The organism is Ideonella sp. FW305-24, from assembly GCF_058788035.1.
Window position 1 is genome coordinate 74362 of the sequence record NZ_JBYTAI010000003.1, and the last position, 15745, is coordinate 90106.

General features: G+C 68.1%; 17 protein-coding genes. 14 read left to right on the forward strand and 3 right to left on the reverse strand.

All coding sequences use genetic code 11. The features are described from left to right. The first annotated feature begins 8 nt into the window (after positions 1 to 8). Positions 9 to 740, forward strand: coding sequence for a VWA domain-containing protein (locus tag AC3WR5_RS09100; protein ID WP_492483692.1), 732 nt, complete (start codon positions 9 to 11; stop codon positions 738 to 740). Here AC3WR5_RS09100 and AC3WR5_RS09105 read toward each other — a convergent pair. Beyond that, positions 699 to 2048: a mechanosensitive ion channel family protein gene (locus AC3WR5_RS09105; protein WP_492483694.1), complete on the reverse strand. Its 1350-nt coding sequence runs from the start codon at positions 2046 to 2048 to the stop codon at positions 699 to 701. The two genes, AC3WR5_RS09100 and AC3WR5_RS09105, sit on opposite strands and share 42 nt — an antisense overlap. Positions 2049 to 2109: 61 nt before the next feature. Continuing rightward, positions 2110 to 3045, reverse strand: a complete 936-nt coding sequence (locus AC3WR5_RS09110; protein ID WP_492483696.1) for a histone deacetylase family protein — start codon at positions 3043 to 3045, stop codon at positions 2110 to 2112. 86 nt (positions 3046 to 3131) lie between these two features. On the opposite strand from AC3WR5_RS09110, the gene AC3WR5_RS09115 reads away from it, so the two are divergent. The 10 genes from AC3WR5_RS09115 (at position 3132) to rpsU (ending at position 12372) form a co-directional block, all read left to right on the forward strand. After that, the gene (locus AC3WR5_RS09115) at positions 3132 to 4061 is read left to right on the forward strand and encodes an AAA family ATPase (protein ID WP_492483698.1); all 930 of its coding nucleotides are present in this window, start codon (positions 3132 to 3134) and stop codon (positions 4059 to 4061) included. Between the two features lie 7 nt (positions 4062 to 4068). Next, entirely contained in the window at positions 4069 to 5064 is a 996-nt protein-coding gene (locus tag AC3WR5_RS09120; RefSeq protein ID WP_492483700.1) for a DUF58 domain-containing protein, read from the forward strand. After that, positions 5061 to 7142, forward strand: a complete 2082-nt coding sequence (locus AC3WR5_RS09125) for a transglutaminase TgpA family protein (protein WP_492483702.1) — start codon at positions 5061 to 5063, stop codon at positions 7140 to 7142. Before AC3WR5_RS09120 ends, AC3WR5_RS09125 begins: the two co-directional genes overlap by 4 nt. After that, positions 7139 to 8380: a lytic murein transglycosylase B gene (gene mltB / locus AC3WR5_RS09130; protein WP_492483704.1), complete on the forward strand. Its 1242-nt coding sequence runs from the start codon at positions 7139 to 7141 to the stop codon at positions 8378 to 8380. Before AC3WR5_RS09125 ends, mltB begins: the two co-directional genes overlap by 4 nt. Before the next feature lie 80 nt (positions 8381 to 8460). Continuing rightward, the gene (locus AC3WR5_RS09135) at positions 8461 to 8685 is read left to right on the forward strand and encodes a DUF904 domain-containing protein (protein ID WP_141289973.1); all 225 of its coding nucleotides are present in this window, start codon (positions 8461 to 8463) and stop codon (positions 8683 to 8685) included. Further along, entirely contained in the window at positions 8682 to 9026 is a 345-nt protein-coding gene (locus AC3WR5_RS09140) for a cell division protein ZapA (protein ID WP_492483706.1), read from the forward strand. The genes AC3WR5_RS09135 and AC3WR5_RS09140 overlap by 4 nt, the downstream gene beginning before the upstream one ends. 374 nt (positions 9027 to 9400) lie before the next feature. After that, positions 9401 to 9874: an EVE domain-containing protein gene (locus AC3WR5_RS09145; protein WP_492483708.1), complete on the forward strand. Its 474-nt coding sequence runs from the start codon at positions 9401 to 9403 to the stop codon at positions 9872 to 9874. Next, positions 9874 to 10689 (forward strand): sulfite exporter TauE/SafE family protein, encoded by an 816-nt coding sequence (locus AC3WR5_RS09150; RefSeq protein ID WP_492483710.1) that lies wholly within the window; start codon positions 9874 to 9876, stop codon positions 10687 to 10689. The genes AC3WR5_RS09145 and AC3WR5_RS09150 overlap by 1 nt, the downstream gene beginning before the upstream one ends. Continuing rightward, a complete protein-coding gene (locus AC3WR5_RS09155) occupies positions 10686 to 11936 on the forward strand; it encodes a BaiN/RdsA family NAD(P)/FAD-dependent oxidoreductase (RefSeq protein ID WP_492483712.1) in 1251 nt (416 codons plus the stop codon). Before AC3WR5_RS09150 ends, AC3WR5_RS09155 begins: the two co-directional genes overlap by 4 nt. Positions 11937 to 12159: 223 nt before the next feature. Continuing rightward, the gene (gene rpsU / locus AC3WR5_RS09160; RefSeq protein WP_012346814.1) at positions 12160 to 12372 is read left to right on the forward strand and encodes a 30S ribosomal protein S21; all 213 of its coding nucleotides are present in this window, start codon (positions 12160 to 12162) and stop codon (positions 12370 to 12372) included. A gap of 69 nt (positions 12373 to 12441) precedes the next feature. On the opposite strand, the gene AC3WR5_RS09165 is transcribed toward rpsU, so the two are convergent. Continuing rightward, the gene (locus tag AC3WR5_RS09165) at positions 12442 to 13356 is read right to left on the reverse strand and encodes a LysR family transcriptional regulator (protein WP_492483718.1); all 915 of its coding nucleotides are present in this window, start codon (positions 13354 to 13356) and stop codon (positions 12442 to 12444) included. Between the two features lie 69 nt (positions 13357 to 13425). Here AC3WR5_RS09165 and lysA point away from each other — a divergent pair, with 69 nt between their 5' ends. The 3 genes from lysA (at position 13426) to AC3WR5_RS09180 (ending at position 15569) form a co-directional block, all read left to right on the forward strand. Next, on the forward strand, positions 13426 to 14688 hold the full coding sequence (gene lysA, locus AC3WR5_RS09170) for a diaminopimelate decarboxylase (protein ID WP_492483720.1): 1263 nt from the start codon (positions 13426 to 13428) through the stop codon (positions 14686 to 14688). A gap of 67 nt (positions 14689 to 14755) precedes the next feature. Beyond that, the gene (locus AC3WR5_RS09175) at positions 14756 to 15202 is read left to right on the forward strand and encodes a GatB/YqeY domain-containing protein (RefSeq protein ID WP_492483722.1); all 447 of its coding nucleotides are present in this window, start codon (positions 14756 to 14758) and stop codon (positions 15200 to 15202) included. 19 nt (positions 15203 to 15221) lie between these two features. Beyond that, the gene (locus tag AC3WR5_RS09180) at positions 15222 to 15569 is read left to right on the forward strand and encodes a protein tyrosine phosphatase family protein (protein WP_492483724.1); all 348 of its coding nucleotides are present in this window, start codon (positions 15222 to 15224) and stop codon (positions 15567 to 15569) included. Positions 15570 to 15745: the final 176 nt, after the last annotated feature.

Consider the following 15745-nt stretch of genomic DNA (forward strand, 5'->3'; position numbering starts at 1 on the left):
AGCTCACCATGGCCCTGACCCTGAACCTGCAAAAGTCCCAGGCATCGCTGCAGCTGTGCCTGCAAAAGGCCGGCGTCACCAAGCCACCTGTCGTCGACATGGCCTTCCTGCTGGACGTCAGCGGCTCCTTCGAGGACGAGCACCGCGAAGGCATCACCAACGACCTGCTGACCCGGCTGGTCCCTTGGGGCCTGACCTTCGACCCGGACAAGAAGCTCGACGTCATCACCTTCAGCCACACCGCCGCCTCGGTGTTCGAGGTCGGTGCGGTAAAGGCCGACAACTACCAGGGCTACATCGGCCGCGAGATCGTCGCCAAGGTACCCGGCTGGTGCGGCGGCACCGACTACAGCTACGCACTGGAGCAGGCGCTGCGCGGCTTCGGTTGGCTCAAAGGTGCCGAGCCTGGCCTGCTGGGCAAGCTGTTCGGCCGCAAGGCCGAGGTGAAAGAGAAGAAGCGCTCGCTGGTGGTGATGGTCACCGATGGCGAGAACAACGACCACGCGCGCACCCGCCAGGTGCTGCGCGACTCCCAGCAGCGCGGCGACGAGGTCTACTTCCTCTTCCTCGGCATCTCCAACCAACCCGGCCAGTTCGGCTTCCTCGAAGCCATCGGCGACGAGTTCGACAACACCGGCTTCCTCGCCGTCACCAACCTCCGCCGCTTCGTCGGGCAGTCGGACGACGAGCTCAACAGCTCACTGCTGCTGCCGGAACTGCTGACTTGGTTGAAGCGATGAGGCAGACGCGGCGTCCGGCAACGGAAGCTGATGCACCACCCGCTGTGGATAGGGAATCTCCACGCCGAGCTTTTCCAGCGTGCGCCAGAGCTGCAGGTTGACCGCGGAACGCACGCCGCCGGCGCCGTTTTCGGGGTCGGCGATCCAGAAGACGACCGTCAGCTCCAGGCCGTCGGCGGCGAAGTTGGAGAGTTGCACGGCGGGGCCGGGGTCTGACAGCACGCGGGGGACTTCTCGCGTCACGGCTTCGAGTTGCGGCATCAGCGTGTCCAGGTTGGTGCCGTAGGCGACCTGGACCAGCGTGGACATGGCCACCCGCGAGTCGGCCAGCGAGGCGTTTTCGACGCGCTGGGTGATGAGCAATTCGTTGGGCACGATGGCCTCGCGGCCGTTCAGCGCGCGGATCACCGTGTAGCGCGTGGCGATGTCGGTGATGCGGCCTTCGAAGTTGTCGACCTTGACCATGTCACCGATGCGCAGCGAACGCTCGGCGAGGATCACGAAGCCGGAGACGTAGTTGGCCGCGAGCTTCTGCAGGCCGAAACCCAGCCCCACGCCGAGGCCGCCGCCCAGCACCGACAAGGCAGTCAGGTCGATGCCTACAGCCGACAGCGCGACCAGCAGTCCGACGAAGATCAGCAGCGAGCGAACGATGTTGGCAGCGGCCTTGCGCAGCGACAACTGCTCGCCGATGGCGCCGGCCAAGAGCTTGGCCTCGATCGCGGCCGAAACCCACAGCGTGAGCACCAGCACGAAGCCACCGGACAGCAGCCCGTCCAGCAGGTTGCGCACCGAGACTTCGCTGCCGCCCAGCTTCCAGCGGATCTGGTCCAGCTCTTCCAGCAGTTGCGGCAGCACGCCGGTGATCCAGCCCACCACGGCCAGCCAGGCGACCCAGGAAATCGTGCGTTCGGCCGCGCGCACCAGCCGTGAGGCGGGAAACGCGACACTGAGCACGCGCACCGACAGGCGGATCAGCGCAAACGACATCAGCACCGGCACGACGATCTTGAACACCGCCAGTGGCAGGCCGAAGCCCAGCATGATGCGGCGCGCGGCAAAAGCCAGCGCCAGGGCCAGCGCAGGGAACAGCACGCCGTCCACGATGCGCCGGCCGAACCAGATCGAGGGCTGTGTCGCCGTGACCGTTGCGCCGTCGGCTGCGGGCTTGCCGCGCAAGGCCCGCACCACCGCCCACGCCAGCAACAGGCAACCCAGCGCAACCGCGATTTCGATCAACGCGCTGGGATGGCGCAACGCGTTCAGGAATTCGGTGAGGGTCAGCGTGGTCAGGCCGGCAGTGTTCATCCCAACATTGTCGCGTGGCGCAACGCTGCCCGAGTGAACGCGGCATGACGCCGCGACTGGGTCAGACCCCGGCCAAAGCGCGCAAGTGTGCGACCACGCTGCGGCCCAGCGCGCTCAAGGCATAGCCGCCTTCCAGGCAGGACACGATGCGCCCATGGCTGTGCTGCCTGGCCACGTCCACCATGCGCTGGGTGATCCATTCGTAGTCGGACTCGACCAGGCCGAGTTGGCCCAGCTCGTCTTCCCTGTGTGCGTCGAAGCCGGCCGAGATGAAGATCATCTGCGGCTTGAAGGCTTCCAGCCGAGGCATCCAGTTGGCCTCGATCAACTCGCGCACTTCCATGCCGCGGGTATAGGCCGGCACCGGGAGGTTGACCATGTTCGGTCCCAGCGGCACGCCGCCGGAAAACGGGTAGAGCTGGTCCTGGAAGATGCTGACCATCAGGATGCGCTCGTCGCCGGCAATGATGTCCTCGGTGCCGTTGCCGTGGTGCACGTCGAAGTCGACGATGGCCACGCGCTTCAAGCCGCGCACGTCCAGCGCATGGCGGGCGGCGATGGCCACGTTGTTGTAGAAGCAGAAGCCCATTGCCTGGTCGCGCGTGGCGTGATGGCCGGGCGGGCGCACCGCGCAGAACGCGGTTTCGGCGCGGCCGTCGATCACGGCGTCTGTCGCGGCCACCGCGGCACCGGCGGCGCGCAAGGCGGCCTGCCCGGTGCGCGTGCCGATCACTGTGTCAGGATCCACCGCACAAGGCTGACCCGTCTCGGCCACCTGCTGCATGCGCTCGCCCAGTTCACAGAGATAGCCCTCGGCATGGGCGTGCTGCAGGTCCGCGCGGTCGGCCAGCGGCACGTCGAAGCGGGTCAGCGCCACGTCCAGCCCGGAGGCCAGCAACTGGTCCTCGATCGCGTCCAGCCGCTGCGGGCACTCGGGATGGCCACGGCCCATGTCATGGGCGCGGCAGTCAGGATGGGTGAAGTAGCCGGTGGTCATGAAGGTCCGGCGAGCCGGTGCGTTGTCTCTTGGAAACGGGTTCGGCGAGCCCGTTGCGGCTGCAGAATCTGCGTTATCGTGAGCCGATGAACAGCGTTGAACTGCAGTCCCGGTTGTCTCGTCTCAAGAGCCAGATTAGCACGATCATCGTCGGCAAGCCGATCCAGATCGACGACAGCCTGGCCTGCCTGCTGGCAGGTGGCCACCTGCTGATCGAAGACCTGCCAGGCGTTGGCAAGACCACGCTGGCGCACACGCTGGCGGTCACGCTGGGCCTGCAGTTCTCGCGGGTGCAGTTCACGGCCGACCTGATGCCCAGCGACCTGATCGGCGTGTCCATCTTCGAGCGCCAGAAGGAAGGCTTTGTCTTCCACCCCGGTCCGGTCTTCACGCAGGTGCTGCTGGCTGACGAGATCAACCGCGCCGGCCCGAAGACCCAGAGCGCGCTGCTCGAAGCGATGGAAGAGCACCAGGTCTCGGTCGAAGGCGAGACCCGGCCGCTGCCCAAGCCGTTTTTTGTCATTGCGACGCAAAACCCCAGCGAGCAGCTGGGCACCTACCCTCTGCCCGAGAGCCAGCTGGACCGCTTCCTGATGTGCATCACACTGGGCTACCCGGACCGCCAGGCCGAACGCCTGCTGCTGTCGGGCAGCGACCGGCGCGAAGCGGTCGCGCAACTGCAGCCGGTGATGACCTCCGATGAGTTGATCGAGGCGATGAATGCGGTCAAGCAGATCTTCGTCTCGGAATCGCTGCTGGACTACCTGCAGGCGCTGATCGCCGCGACCCGCTCGGGCCAGTGGTTTGTTGCCGGGCTGTCGCCGCGCGCGGGCATTGCGGTGTTGCGGTTGGCGCGCGCTCGCGCGCTGCTCGCGGGGCGCGACCATGTCGTGCCGGATGACCTGCAGGCCTTGCTGCCGCAGGCCATCGCGCACCGCCTGCAACCGGTGGCGGGCGCCGGCCGCGGCCGGCGCGAGCAGGTGCGCGCGATGATCGAAGCCGTGCCGCTTCCCTGAGCCTGGTGTGAGCACCGCTTCCACCCTGCCGGCGATCGAATCCGCGCGTGGCGGGCCGCGCGCCCGGCTGCGCCACTGGTGGCTGAGTCGCCTGCCGGCAACCGACCAGTGGACGCTGGGCCAGCGCAACATCTACATAGTGCCCACCCGCGCCGGCCTGGCCTTCTGCGCGACCTTGGTCGTGCTGCTGGTCGCCACCATCAACTACCAGCTGAACCTGGGCTACGCGCTGACCTTCCTGCTGGCCGGCAGCGCGCTGGCGTCCATGCACATGACGCATGGCACGCTGCGCGGGCTGACGCTGCACATGCGGCCACCCGCCGCCACCTTCGCCGGCCAGCCACTGGTGATGGAGATCGTGCTGACCAACCCCGGCCGCACCCGCCATGGGCTAGGCCTGGGCACCGAGGCCGATTGGGGCTCGCAGCCGCTGGCCTGGGCAGAAGCGCCGGCGCAGGGCCAGGCCAGCGTGACGGTGAGCTGCATCGCGGCCAAGCGCGGCCGCGTGACGGTGCCGCCGCTGCGCATCGAGAGCCGTTTTCCGTTCGGCCTGTTCAGGGCCTGGAGCATCTGGCGGCCCAATGGGCAGGTGTGGGTCTACCCGGCGCCCGAGACGCCGGCCGCCGAGCTGCCACCGGTCGAGCCGGTGCCGGCCGTGGGCCCGCGCACCATGGCCACCAGCGGCGCCGAGTTCGAAGGCGTTCGCCCCTGGCAGCGCGGCGACAGCCTGCGCCAGGTGGTGTGGAAGAAGGTGGCGCGCAGCGGCGAGATGGTCAGCCGCGAATCGCGCCAGGGCGCGCGCCAGCAGCTCTGGCTGGACTGGCGGCAAACCCCGCTGGGCGACCCGGAAACCCGGCTGTCTCGCCTAGCCGCCTGGGTGCTGGCAGCCGAGCAACGCGGGCTGGACTACGGGCTGCGTCTGCCCGGCCACGAGCTACCCTGCGACCATGGGCCGACGCAGCGCGACGCAGCGCTGCGCATGCTCGCGGAGTGGTCGGCATGAACCTGAACATGAACATTCCGCTGCCCAGCCTGGCGGGCCGCGTGAACCGCTTGCCTCGCGACACGCGGGACACGCTGTTCATGCTGGCGGTCATTGCCTGGACGGTCGCGCCGCATTTGCTGCGGCTGTCCATCGGCATTGACGTGTTGTGCATTGCGGTGCTGGCCTGGCGCGCCTGGCTGGCGGTGCGCGAGGCGCCGCTGCCGGGCCGCTGGACCTTGCTGGGCGTGGTGTTTGTGGCGGCAGGGCTGACCTGGATCAACGAGCACACCCTCATTGGCAAGGACGCAGGCGTGACCTTGCTGGTCGTGCTGATGGCGCTGAAGACCTTGGAACTGCGCGCCCGGCGCGACGCGCTGGTGGTCTTCTTCCTCGGCTTTTTCCTGGTGCTGACACAGTTCCTGTATTCGCAGTCGCTCCTGACCTCACTGGCCATGGGCGCGGCCGTGTGGGGCTGGCTCAGCGCGCTGACGCTGGCCCACATGCCGACTGGCCGGCCGCCACTGCGCGAGGCCGGGCTGCTGGCGCTGCGCGCCGCGGCCTTTGGCACGCCGGTGATGATCGCGTTGTTCCTGGTCTTCCCGCGCCTGCCGCCGCTGTGGGCCATGCCGGGCCGCGGCGCGCACACGGGGCTGTCGGACCAGCTGAAGATGGGTGACGTGGCCGAACTGGCACAGGACGACAGCATCGCGATGCGGGTGCGTTTCAACGGCCCCAAGCCGCCGCCGCAAGCCATGTATTTCCGCGGCCCGGTGCTGAGCGACTATGACGGCCAGACCTGGCGCGCCGAGCCGCCGCTGCGCGAGTTCGGCCGCCGGGCGGCCGCGGCCAAGCCGGTTGCCAAAGGTACAGGCTTTGTCGACTACGAACTGACCATCGAGCCGCTGCGCCTGATGTGGCTCCCGCTGCTGGACTACACCCAGGCCGCGCCCAAGGCCACGCCCCCGCGGGACGACCTGCTGCCACCGGCCGGCGACAGCCTGCAGTGGCGGCTGCGCGCACCATTGGCGGAACGTGTGCTGCTGCAAGCGCGTGCCACGCTGCAGTTGGAACGCAGCCCGGAGTTGGCGGTCTACCAGCAGCGCGACCTGACTTCGCTGCCGGCCGGCCGGCACCCGCGCACCGTCGCCTGGGCCCTGGCGCTGCACGCCCAGCCCGAACTGCAGAACGCCGACGCCACCACGCTGGCCAACGCGGTGCTGCGCCACATCCGCACCGGCCAGTACACCTACACGCTGGAGCCCGGAACCTACGACGGGGACCCGGTGGACGAGTTCTGGCTGGACCGCAAGCTGGGCTTTTGCGAGCACTACGCCAGCGCCTTCACGGTGATCATGCGGGCGATGGGGGTGCCCGCCCGCATCGTCACCGGCTACCAGGGCACCGACGAAACCGAGGCGGACGGCTACTGGATCGTGCGCCAGAGCCATGCCCACGCCTGGGCCGAATACTGGCAGCAAGGCCGTGGCTGGCTGAGGGCCGACCCGACCGCGGCCGTCGCACCCGACCGCATCCAGCGCAGCCGCGCGCTGGAAGTGCCGCAAGGCTTGGTCGCCAACACGCTGGAAGCGGTCAGCCCGGACCTGCGGCTGCAACTGCGCCAGTTCTTCGAGTCCATGGACAACCGCTGGAACCGGTGGGTGCTGGGCTACGGCAAGCAGCAGCAGTTCCAGCTGATGGACAAGCTGGGGCTGGACGCGCGCGACACCGGCCAGCTCGTCCGCGTGCTGGTGCTGGGCTTGGCAGGCCTGGGACTGGCCGGTGCCGCCTGGGCCTGGTGGGACGGCCGGCGGCGCACGCCGTGGCAGAAGCTGCAGGCGCGTGTGGCCAAGGCGCTGGCGCGGCTGGACGTGCCGGCGCCCGCGCATGCGTCGCCCGGCGCGCTGGCGCAGGCGCTGCTGGCGCGGCATGGCGAGCCGGCGCGGTCGTTGGCCGCTTCACTGTCCGCACTGCAGGCGATGCGCTACGCGCCGGCTGCCAGTCCAACACCGCTCACGTTCGCCGCCTGGTGGCGCGACTTCCGCCGCACACTGGCGGCCAGCCCGATCAACGCGCGCAAGACAGCGCGCTTGCCATGACCCATCTCCCTCTGCAGGACACCCGCCCCTTGATGCTGGATGCCAAGTGCCCCGTGACCGCGCTGGCCTTGTCCGCGCTGCTGCTTGCCACCGGTTCGGCCACGGCGCAAAACGCCCCCGCGCCGGCCGCCTCGTCGGCCAAACCGAAAACCGCCGCAAGCCACAAAGCCGCGCCGCACAAGAAGCCGACCAAGTCCGCGCCCGGCAAACGTGGCGCGGTGCAGAGCGACGACGCACCCGATGTCGTGACTTACGGCCAGCGCGAGGACGTGCTGCGCCTGGGCCGCAGTCTGGCGGAGCAGCAGGGGCTGGACGCGGACTGGGTGCTGGCGCAGCTGGCGCAGGCCCGCTACCAGCCCAGCGTCGCCAAGCTGGTGATGCCGCCTGCCGCCGGTGTCGCGAAAAACTGGCAGGCCTACCGGGCGCGTTTCGTCGAGCCGCAGCGCCTGCGCGAAGGCCAGCGCTGGTGGCAGGACCACGAGCGCTGGCTGGACCAGGCCGAAGCGCGCTGGGGCGTGCCGGCTTCGGTGATCGTCGCCATCGTCGGCATCGAGACCTTCTACGGCCGGCACACCGGTGGCTACAAGGTGATCGACGCGCTGGCGACGCTGTCTTTCGACTTCCCCAGCGGCCGCTCCGACCGCACGCCTTTCTACCGCGACGAACTGGCCGGCTTCCTGCGCTGGTGCAACCAGGAAAAGCGCGACCCGCAAAGCGTGCGCGGCTCGTATGCCGGCGCCATCGGTCTGCCGCAGTTCATGCCGAGCAGCATCCTGAAATACGCGGTGGACTTCGATGGCGATGGCCGCATCGACCTGGACACGCATGGCGCCGACGTGGTGGGCAGCGTGGCGCACTACCTGGCCGAATTCGGCTGGCAACGCGGCCTGCCGACGCACTTCGGCGTGACCCCGCCAGCCGCGGTGAGCGACCGCGCCACCTTGCTGGCCCCCGACATCCTGCCCAGCTTCAGCGCCAAGCAGATGACCGAGCTCGGCGCGCAGCTGGACGCAGCTGGCCAGGCCTACGACGGCCCGCTCGCGCTGGTCGAACTGCAGAACGGCGACAGCGCGCCCAGCTACGTGGCCGGCACGCGCAACTTCTACGTCATCACACGCTACAACTGGTCCAGCTATTACGCGCTGGCCGTCATCGAACTGGCGCGCACGCTGCGGCAGATGCGGCCACCCGCACCGGCGCCCGCAGCCACCCCGGCGGCCAGCCCGGCCAGTCCCTGAAAACGGGCGCATGCAGGCGGTCAGCCACGGCGCGGCCTGCATACAATGAACTTCTCCCAGCTCAGCGCTAGCCGAGGCCCATGTCCCGTCTGCCGGAACTTGCCGAACGCATCGACCGCCTTGTGCTCCGCCACGAGGAACTTGCGCGCACCAATGCCTTGCTGACCCAGCAACTGCAGTCGGTGCTCGCCGAGCGGGACAACCTGCGCTCGCGCCTGGCTGCGGCACGCGCCCGGGTCGAGATCCTGCTGGACCGTCTGCCGGCGGACACGCCCAGCGCAGGCAAGGCGGGAGCCGCCGAATGAAGCAGATGGAAGTCACGATCCTGGGCCAGAGCTACCTGCTGGCCTGCCCCGAAGGCGGCGAGACGTTGCTGCTGTCGGCGGTTCAGACGGTGGACCAGGAAATGAGCGCCATCCGCGACGCCGGCAAGGTCAAGGCACGCGAGCGCATGGCGGTGCTGGCGGCGCTGAATCTGGCCTACCGCCTGGCCGAGCGGCCTGCATCCGCGCCGGTTGCCGCACCTGCCATCTCGGCTGTCGCGAGCCCTGCACAAACCGCAGCCGAGCAAGAAGCCGAGTTGCTGGTGACGCAGCTGATCGACCGGCTTGACAGCACCTTGGGCCACGACGGTCAGTTGCTCTGAGCGCCGCCGCCGACGCAGCGGCGTAGCACGGCTGCCCCAGGCCCTGCGGCAGCTTTACAAGACGGCCTTTTGTTGACCACGGTTTTGGCTTCTTTTCCTACGCTTCCCGGCGCCGCACGGCCTAGAATCAAACCGTCCGCTGCATCTGCGTGGGTTTTATATTTCCTTGAACCGATGCTCTCGCGAGCCCGGGCTTGGAACATTGCTCGACTGGTGTGATCGTCTCGCGTCAGATGAACCCGAAGTCTTGCTGACCTCGCCCACCTGAATCCCCTGGGTTCAGGAATGCGGCCCATGGTTTGCGGCGGACACCTTATCCTTCAATGCCGGCCTGTTGCAGCGCCGGCATTTTTTCGTGCCTCGCTGCAGCAGACATGAACGCCGCCCCCCAATACTGGTTGATGAAGATCGAGCCCGACGAATGCTCGATCGACGACCTCGCCACCCTGCCCGGCCAGACCGTGCCGTGGACCGGCGTGCGCAACTACCAGGCGCGCAACTTCATGCGCGACGGCATGCGCGTGGGTGACCAGGTGCTGTACTACCACTCTTCCTGCGCCGAGCCCGGTGTGGCCGGCATTGCCGAAGTCGCCAGCAGCGCCTACCCGGATGCGACCCAGTTCGACGCCAAGAGCCCGTACTTCGACCCCAAGTCCAAGCCGGAGGCACCGCGCTGGCTCAACGTGGACGTGAAGTTCCGCAAGAAGACCCGGCTGCTGCCGCTGAAGGACATGCGCGAGGCACCTGCGCTGGCGACGATGCGCCTGCTGCAGCCCGGCAGCCGGCTGTCGATCACGCCGGTCTCGCCCGAAGAGTGGCAGGCCGTGATGGCGCTGCTGGACCGCTGATGGATTTCTCGCTGACGCTGGTGGCCGAGCTGCTGCTGCTCGGCAGCTTCACCGGCTTTCTCGCCGGGCTACTGGGCGTGGGCGGCGGCATGCTGCTGGTGCCCTTTCTGACGCTGATCATCAGCCACCGCGGCGTGCCGGCCGACCTGGCGGTGAAGATGGCCATCGCCACCTCGATGGCCACCATCCTGTTCACCTCGCTGTCCAGCGTACGCGCGCACCACCGGCACGGCGCCGTGCGCTGGCCCATCGTGCGGGCGATGGCGCCCGGCATCCTGGTCGGCGGGCTGCTGGCGGGCGCCGGCCTGTTCGCGGTGGTCAAGGGCCAGTGGCTGGCGGTCATGTTCTGCCTCTTCGTCAGCTTCTCGGCCACGCAGATGCTGCGCGGCCGCAAGCCCAAGCCACAGCGGCAGATGCCGGGCTGGCAAGGCCAGGCGGCGGCCGGCACCACGGTGGGACTTGCCTCGGGCCTGGTCGGCGCAGGTGGTGCCTTCATCAGCGTGCCTTTCATGACCTGGTGCAACGTGCCGATCCACAACGCAGTCGCGACCAGCGCCGCTTTGGGTTTCCCGATCGCGCTGGCCAACACGCTGGGCTATGTGGTGAGCGGCTGGTCGCTGCCATCGGCGCTACCGGGCAGCTTTGGCTACCTGTATTTGCCAGCGCTCGGCACCGTGGCCGTCATCAGCATGCTGATGGCGCCGCTGGGCGCGAAGGCCGCGCATTCGATGGACGTAGGGAAGCTCAAGCGCATCTTCGCGGTGCTGCTGTACGGCCTGGCCGCCTACATGTTGTGGAAGGCGCTGGCGCAATGAATCGTTTTGATGCCGTGGTGATCGGCGCTGGTGCGGCCGGGCTGTTCTGCGCCGCGCAGGCCGGCCAGCGTGGCCTGAAGGTGCTGCTGATCGACCATGCGGCCAAGCTGGCCGAGAAGATCCGCATCTCCGGTGGTGGCCGCTGCAACTTCACCAACCGCGATGCAGGTCCGGCCAACTTCCTGTCCGACAACCCGCACTTCGCGCGCTCTGCACTGGCCCGCTACAGTTCGGCCGATTTCATCGCACTGGTGCAGAAGCACCGCATCGCCTTCCACGAGAAGCACAAGGGCCAGCTGTTCTGCGACGACTCGGCCGACCAGATCATCCAGATGCTGCTGCGCGAATGCGAGGCGGGTGGCGTGACGCGCTGGCAGCCGTGCGCGGTGCAGCAGGTGGACCGTGCCGACGATGGCGGCTGGCAACTGCAGACCGACCGCGGCCCGGTGCACGCGCCGCAACTGGTGATCGCCACCGGCGGGCTGCCTGTCCCCAAGATCGGCGCCAGCGACTTCGGCCTGCGCCTGGCAGAGCGATTCGGTCACCGGCTGGTGACGCCGCGCCACGCGCTGGTACCGCTGACCTTTGCCACAGCCGACTGGGCACCGTTTGTGCCGCTGGCCGGCATTGCGCTGCCAGTCGAGATCCGCTGCGCAGCGCCTGCCGTCGGCAAGAAGGCGCGTGGCGGCGGTGAAATCAGCTTCCATGAAGACCTGCTGTTCACCCACCGTGGCCTCAGTGGCCCGGCAGTGCTGCAGATCTCGAGCTTCTGGCGCCCCGGCCAGCCGCTGCGACTGAACCTGCTGCCCGGCGTGGACCTGCTGGCAGTGCTGCTGAAAGCCAAGCAGCAGTCCCGCCGACAACTGGGCAACGAGCTTGGCAGCCTGTTGACGCAGCGCCTGGCCGACACCTGGTTGGCCATCCAGGGCCTGGACGGCAGCCAGGCCATGCCGCAGGTGCCGGACGCGCAGCTGCGCCAGCTCGCCACCAGCCTGCAGGACTGGCAGCTGATGCCGGCCGGGACCGAAGGCTGGCACAAGGCCGAGGTGATGGCCGGTGGTGTGGACACCAACGACCTCAGCTCGCAGACCATGGCAAGCAAGCGCCAGCCCGGGCTTTATTTCATTGGCGAAGTGGTGGACGTGACCGGCTGGCTAGGCGGCTACAACTTCCAGTGGGCCTGGGCCAGTGCGTTTGCCTGTGCCGAGGCGCTAGCGGAGGCCGCGCAGGACAGAGCCGCGGCCTGAGGCTCAGGTCTACTGGTCTCGCGTGCGACTGCCAAAGAAGTTTGTCAAGCCCGATTTGGCAAGAGGCGGTTTTCGGGCTAGAATCGTCGTCTTTGCTAGCACTCAAGCGTGTCGATCTGGTGTGGATCTGCCTTTTTGGCATGTCACCTGCGACTTCCGGAAGCACTTCAGGTGCATGTCAGCACTGGACACCGAGCGCATTCATCCGAGGATATTTCGTTAAATGACCACCATCCGTGTCAAGGAAAACGAGCCGTTCGACGTGGCCCTTCGCCGCTTCAAGCGCACCATTGAAAAGCTGGGTCTGCTGACCGAACTGCGCGCTCGCGAGTTCTATGAAAAGCCGACGGCCGAGCGCAAGCGCAAGAAGGCAGCCGCCGTGAAGCGCCACTACAAGCGTGTTCGCAGCATGCAGCTGCCGAAGAAGCTGTACTGATTTCCGGCCACGGATCTCTCTGAAAAAAGCCCGCGCGGGACGCTGCAGCGGGCTTTTTTCATGGGTGTTTCATTTCGGGTTTGCCAGCCTTGCCTGCAGGTCCTGCGCCGCGTCGCGCAGCGCGACCAGCAAGGCCGCACGCAGCGGATGCTCGGTGCGCCACTGCGGCAGCACCACCGCAACGTGGAACGGGATGGCCACCGAAAACGGCCGGATCACCAGCCCGGTGCCGGCCAGCGCCAACGCCGTCAGCGGGTTGACGATGCCCAGCCCCAGCCCCTCGCGAACCAGTGCGCAGACCGAGACCGCGCTGGGTGAATCGAGCAGCAGCTTGCGCTGCACGCCGGCTGCGGCGAACACCGCGTCGGCCTGCTGCCGGTAGGGGTCGGCAGGCGCCAGGCTGACAAAGGGCTCGCCCGCGAAATCCGCCGGCGCCAGCACCGCCTTCTGCATCAGCGCATGGCCCGGCGGCAGCACGCAGACCTCGTCGGCCACCAGCAGCGTTTCCAGCGTGCAGCCCATCGGCGCCTCGCGGCGCTCGCTGAGTCCCAGGTCATGGCGCTGCTCGCTCAGGGCCGCCTCCAGCTGCGGCGACTCCTGCGTCTGGATGGACACGCTGGCCTGCGGCTGCAGCGCCGCAAAGCGCCGCAGCGCAGCGGGCAGCAGCGCATGCGCCAGCGCCGGCAGGCAGGCCAGTTGCAGCCGGCCGTGGGCAAAGTCGCGCAGCGCGACAGCCGTGGCCGCGATGCGCTCCAGCCCCACATAGGACTGCTCCACCTCTTCCAGCAGCGCCAACGCCCGCACTGTCGGCCGCAGCCGCCCTTTCACGCGCTCGAACAGCGCCAGCCCCAGCACCTGCTCCAGCCGCGCCAGCTCGCGGCTGACCGTGGGCTGCGAGCTGTGCAGCAGCTCGGCCGCGCGCGTGACATGGCCGGTGGTCATCACCGCGCGGAACACCTCGACTTGGCGGTGCGTGAGTTTCATATCCAGAATGAATGAATGGCCGACATCTGAGCATTTTGCAATATGGGTTGCCAACGGCATGATGCCGCGATGAACCCGTCCCGCTCACCCTTTTCCGCCGCCCAGCTGCGCGCGCTGGCCCGTGAACACGGCACGCCGCTGTGGGTCTACGACGCTGCCACCATCCGAGAGCGCATTTCCGACCTGCAGGCCTTCGACACCGTGCGCTTCGCGCAGAAGGCCAACTCCAACACCCATTTGCTGCGGCTGATGCGAGCGCAAGGCGTGGTGGTGGACGCAGTCTCGCGTGGCGAGATCGAGCGCGCACTGGCCGCGGGCTACAGCGCCGAGCCGAATGCCCAAGGCGCGTCGGGCATCGTCTTCACGGCTGACCTGTTCGACGCGGCGACGCTGGACACCGTGATCCGCCACAAGATCCCCGTCAACGCCGGCTCCATCGACATGCTGGACCAGCTCGGCGCGCGCTCGCCCGGCCACGCGGTCTGGCTGCGCATCAACCCCGGCTTCGGCCACGGCCACAGCAACAAGACCAACACCGGCGGCGAGCACAGCAAGCATGGCATCTGGCACAGCGACCTGCCCGCTGCGCTGGCCCGCATCGGCCTGCACAAGCTGCACCTGGTCGGCCTGCACATGCACATCGGCTCGGGCGTGGACTACTCCCACCTGCAGCAGGTTTGCGCGGCCATGGTTGCGCTGGTCAAGCAGACCGGCATGAAGCTCGAAGCCATCTCGGCCGGCGGCGGGCTGTCCATTCCCTACCGGGATGGCGAGCCGCGCATCGACACCGCGCACTACTTCAGCCTCTGGGACGCCGCCCGCCGCGAGATCGCCAGCCACCTGGGCCGGCCCGTCAAGCTGGAGCTGGAACCGGGCCGCTACCTGGTGGCCGAATCCGGCGTGCTGCTGGCCGAGGTGCGTGCCACCAAGCGCATGGGCGGCAACCATTTCGTGCTGGTGGACGCCGGCTTCTCCGACCTGATGCGCCCGGCCATGTACGGCAGCCACCACGAGATGAGCCTGATCCCGGCCGATGCGGCAGAAGACCTCTCTACGCGGCCGCTGCAAGCCAGCGTGGTCGCCGGGCCGCTGTGCGAGTCAGGCGACGTGTTCACGCAGGGCGAAGGCGGCGTGGTGCTGCGGCGCGAGCTGCCGCAGGCGCGCGTGGGCGACCTGCTGGTGCTGCACGACACAGGCGCCTATGGCGCGTCGATGTCCTCCAACTACAACAGCCGGCCGCTGATCGCCGAAGTGCTGGTCGACGGCGGCGAGGCACGGCTGATCCGCCGCCGCCAGACGGTGGAAGAGCTCTTGGCGCTGGAATCGGTTTGAACCGGAGGACAATGTTGGGCTGCCTCGCATCACGAGGCACCCAACAAGAACGCCACAAGGACGAGCCATGAGCCTCAAGGATCAGATCACCGAAGACATGAAGACGGCGATGCGCGCCAAGGACAGCGAGCGCCTGGCCACCATCCGCCTGCTGCTGGCGGCCTGCAAGCAGAAGGAAGTCGACGAGCGTGTGACGCTGGACGACGCGATGGTGATCGGCCTGATCGACAAGATGATCAAGCAGCGCAAGGACTCGATCACAGCGTTTGAACAAGGCGGCCGCCAGGACCTGGCCGACAAGGAAGCGGCGGAGCTGAAGGTGCTGTCGGGCTACCTGCCCGAGCGCCTGTCGGCCGAGCAGATTGACGCCGAAGTGGCCGCACTGGTCGCCTCGCTGGGCGCCAAGGGCCCAGGCGACATGGGCAAGGTCATGGGCGCGGTGAAGACCCAGCTCGCAGGCAAGGCCGACATGGGCCTGGTCTCGGCCGCGGTCAAGAAAGCCCTGAATCCTTGAACATTCGGAGAACAACGACATGAACACCCAACTGCCGATCCGCGCGCTGACCGCCGACGTCTACGTCGCCCCGCAACTCGAACCTGCGGCGATGGCCGAACTGGCCCGGCTGGGCTTTCGCAGCGTCGTCAACAACCGCCCCGACGGCGAAGGCGGCCCCGAGCAGCCGACCAGCGCCCAGGTCGAAGCAGCTGCCCAGGCCGCCGGCCTGAGCTACCGCCACCTGCCGGTCAGCGGCGTCTACCAGTCGCCCGAAGAGATTGCCGCGTTTGGCGTGCTGATGGCCGAACTGCCGCGCCCGCTGCTGGCCTTCTGCCGCTCCGGCGCACGCTCGACCAAGCTGTTCCAGTCCAGCGGCGCAGCCTGAGTCGCGCAGGGCCAGCGCACTGTGCGCTGGCCGCATAGTGGCTTTCCCTGAGCACGCCCGTGCCCGGCGTGGAAGCCCCGCATCAGCCGATACAGTGAAGCAGATGGCGCACGTTTTCTCGTGCGCCTTTCCATTTGCTCACCGAAAGCGGCCATGTCGTTTGCCTGCTCGCAACT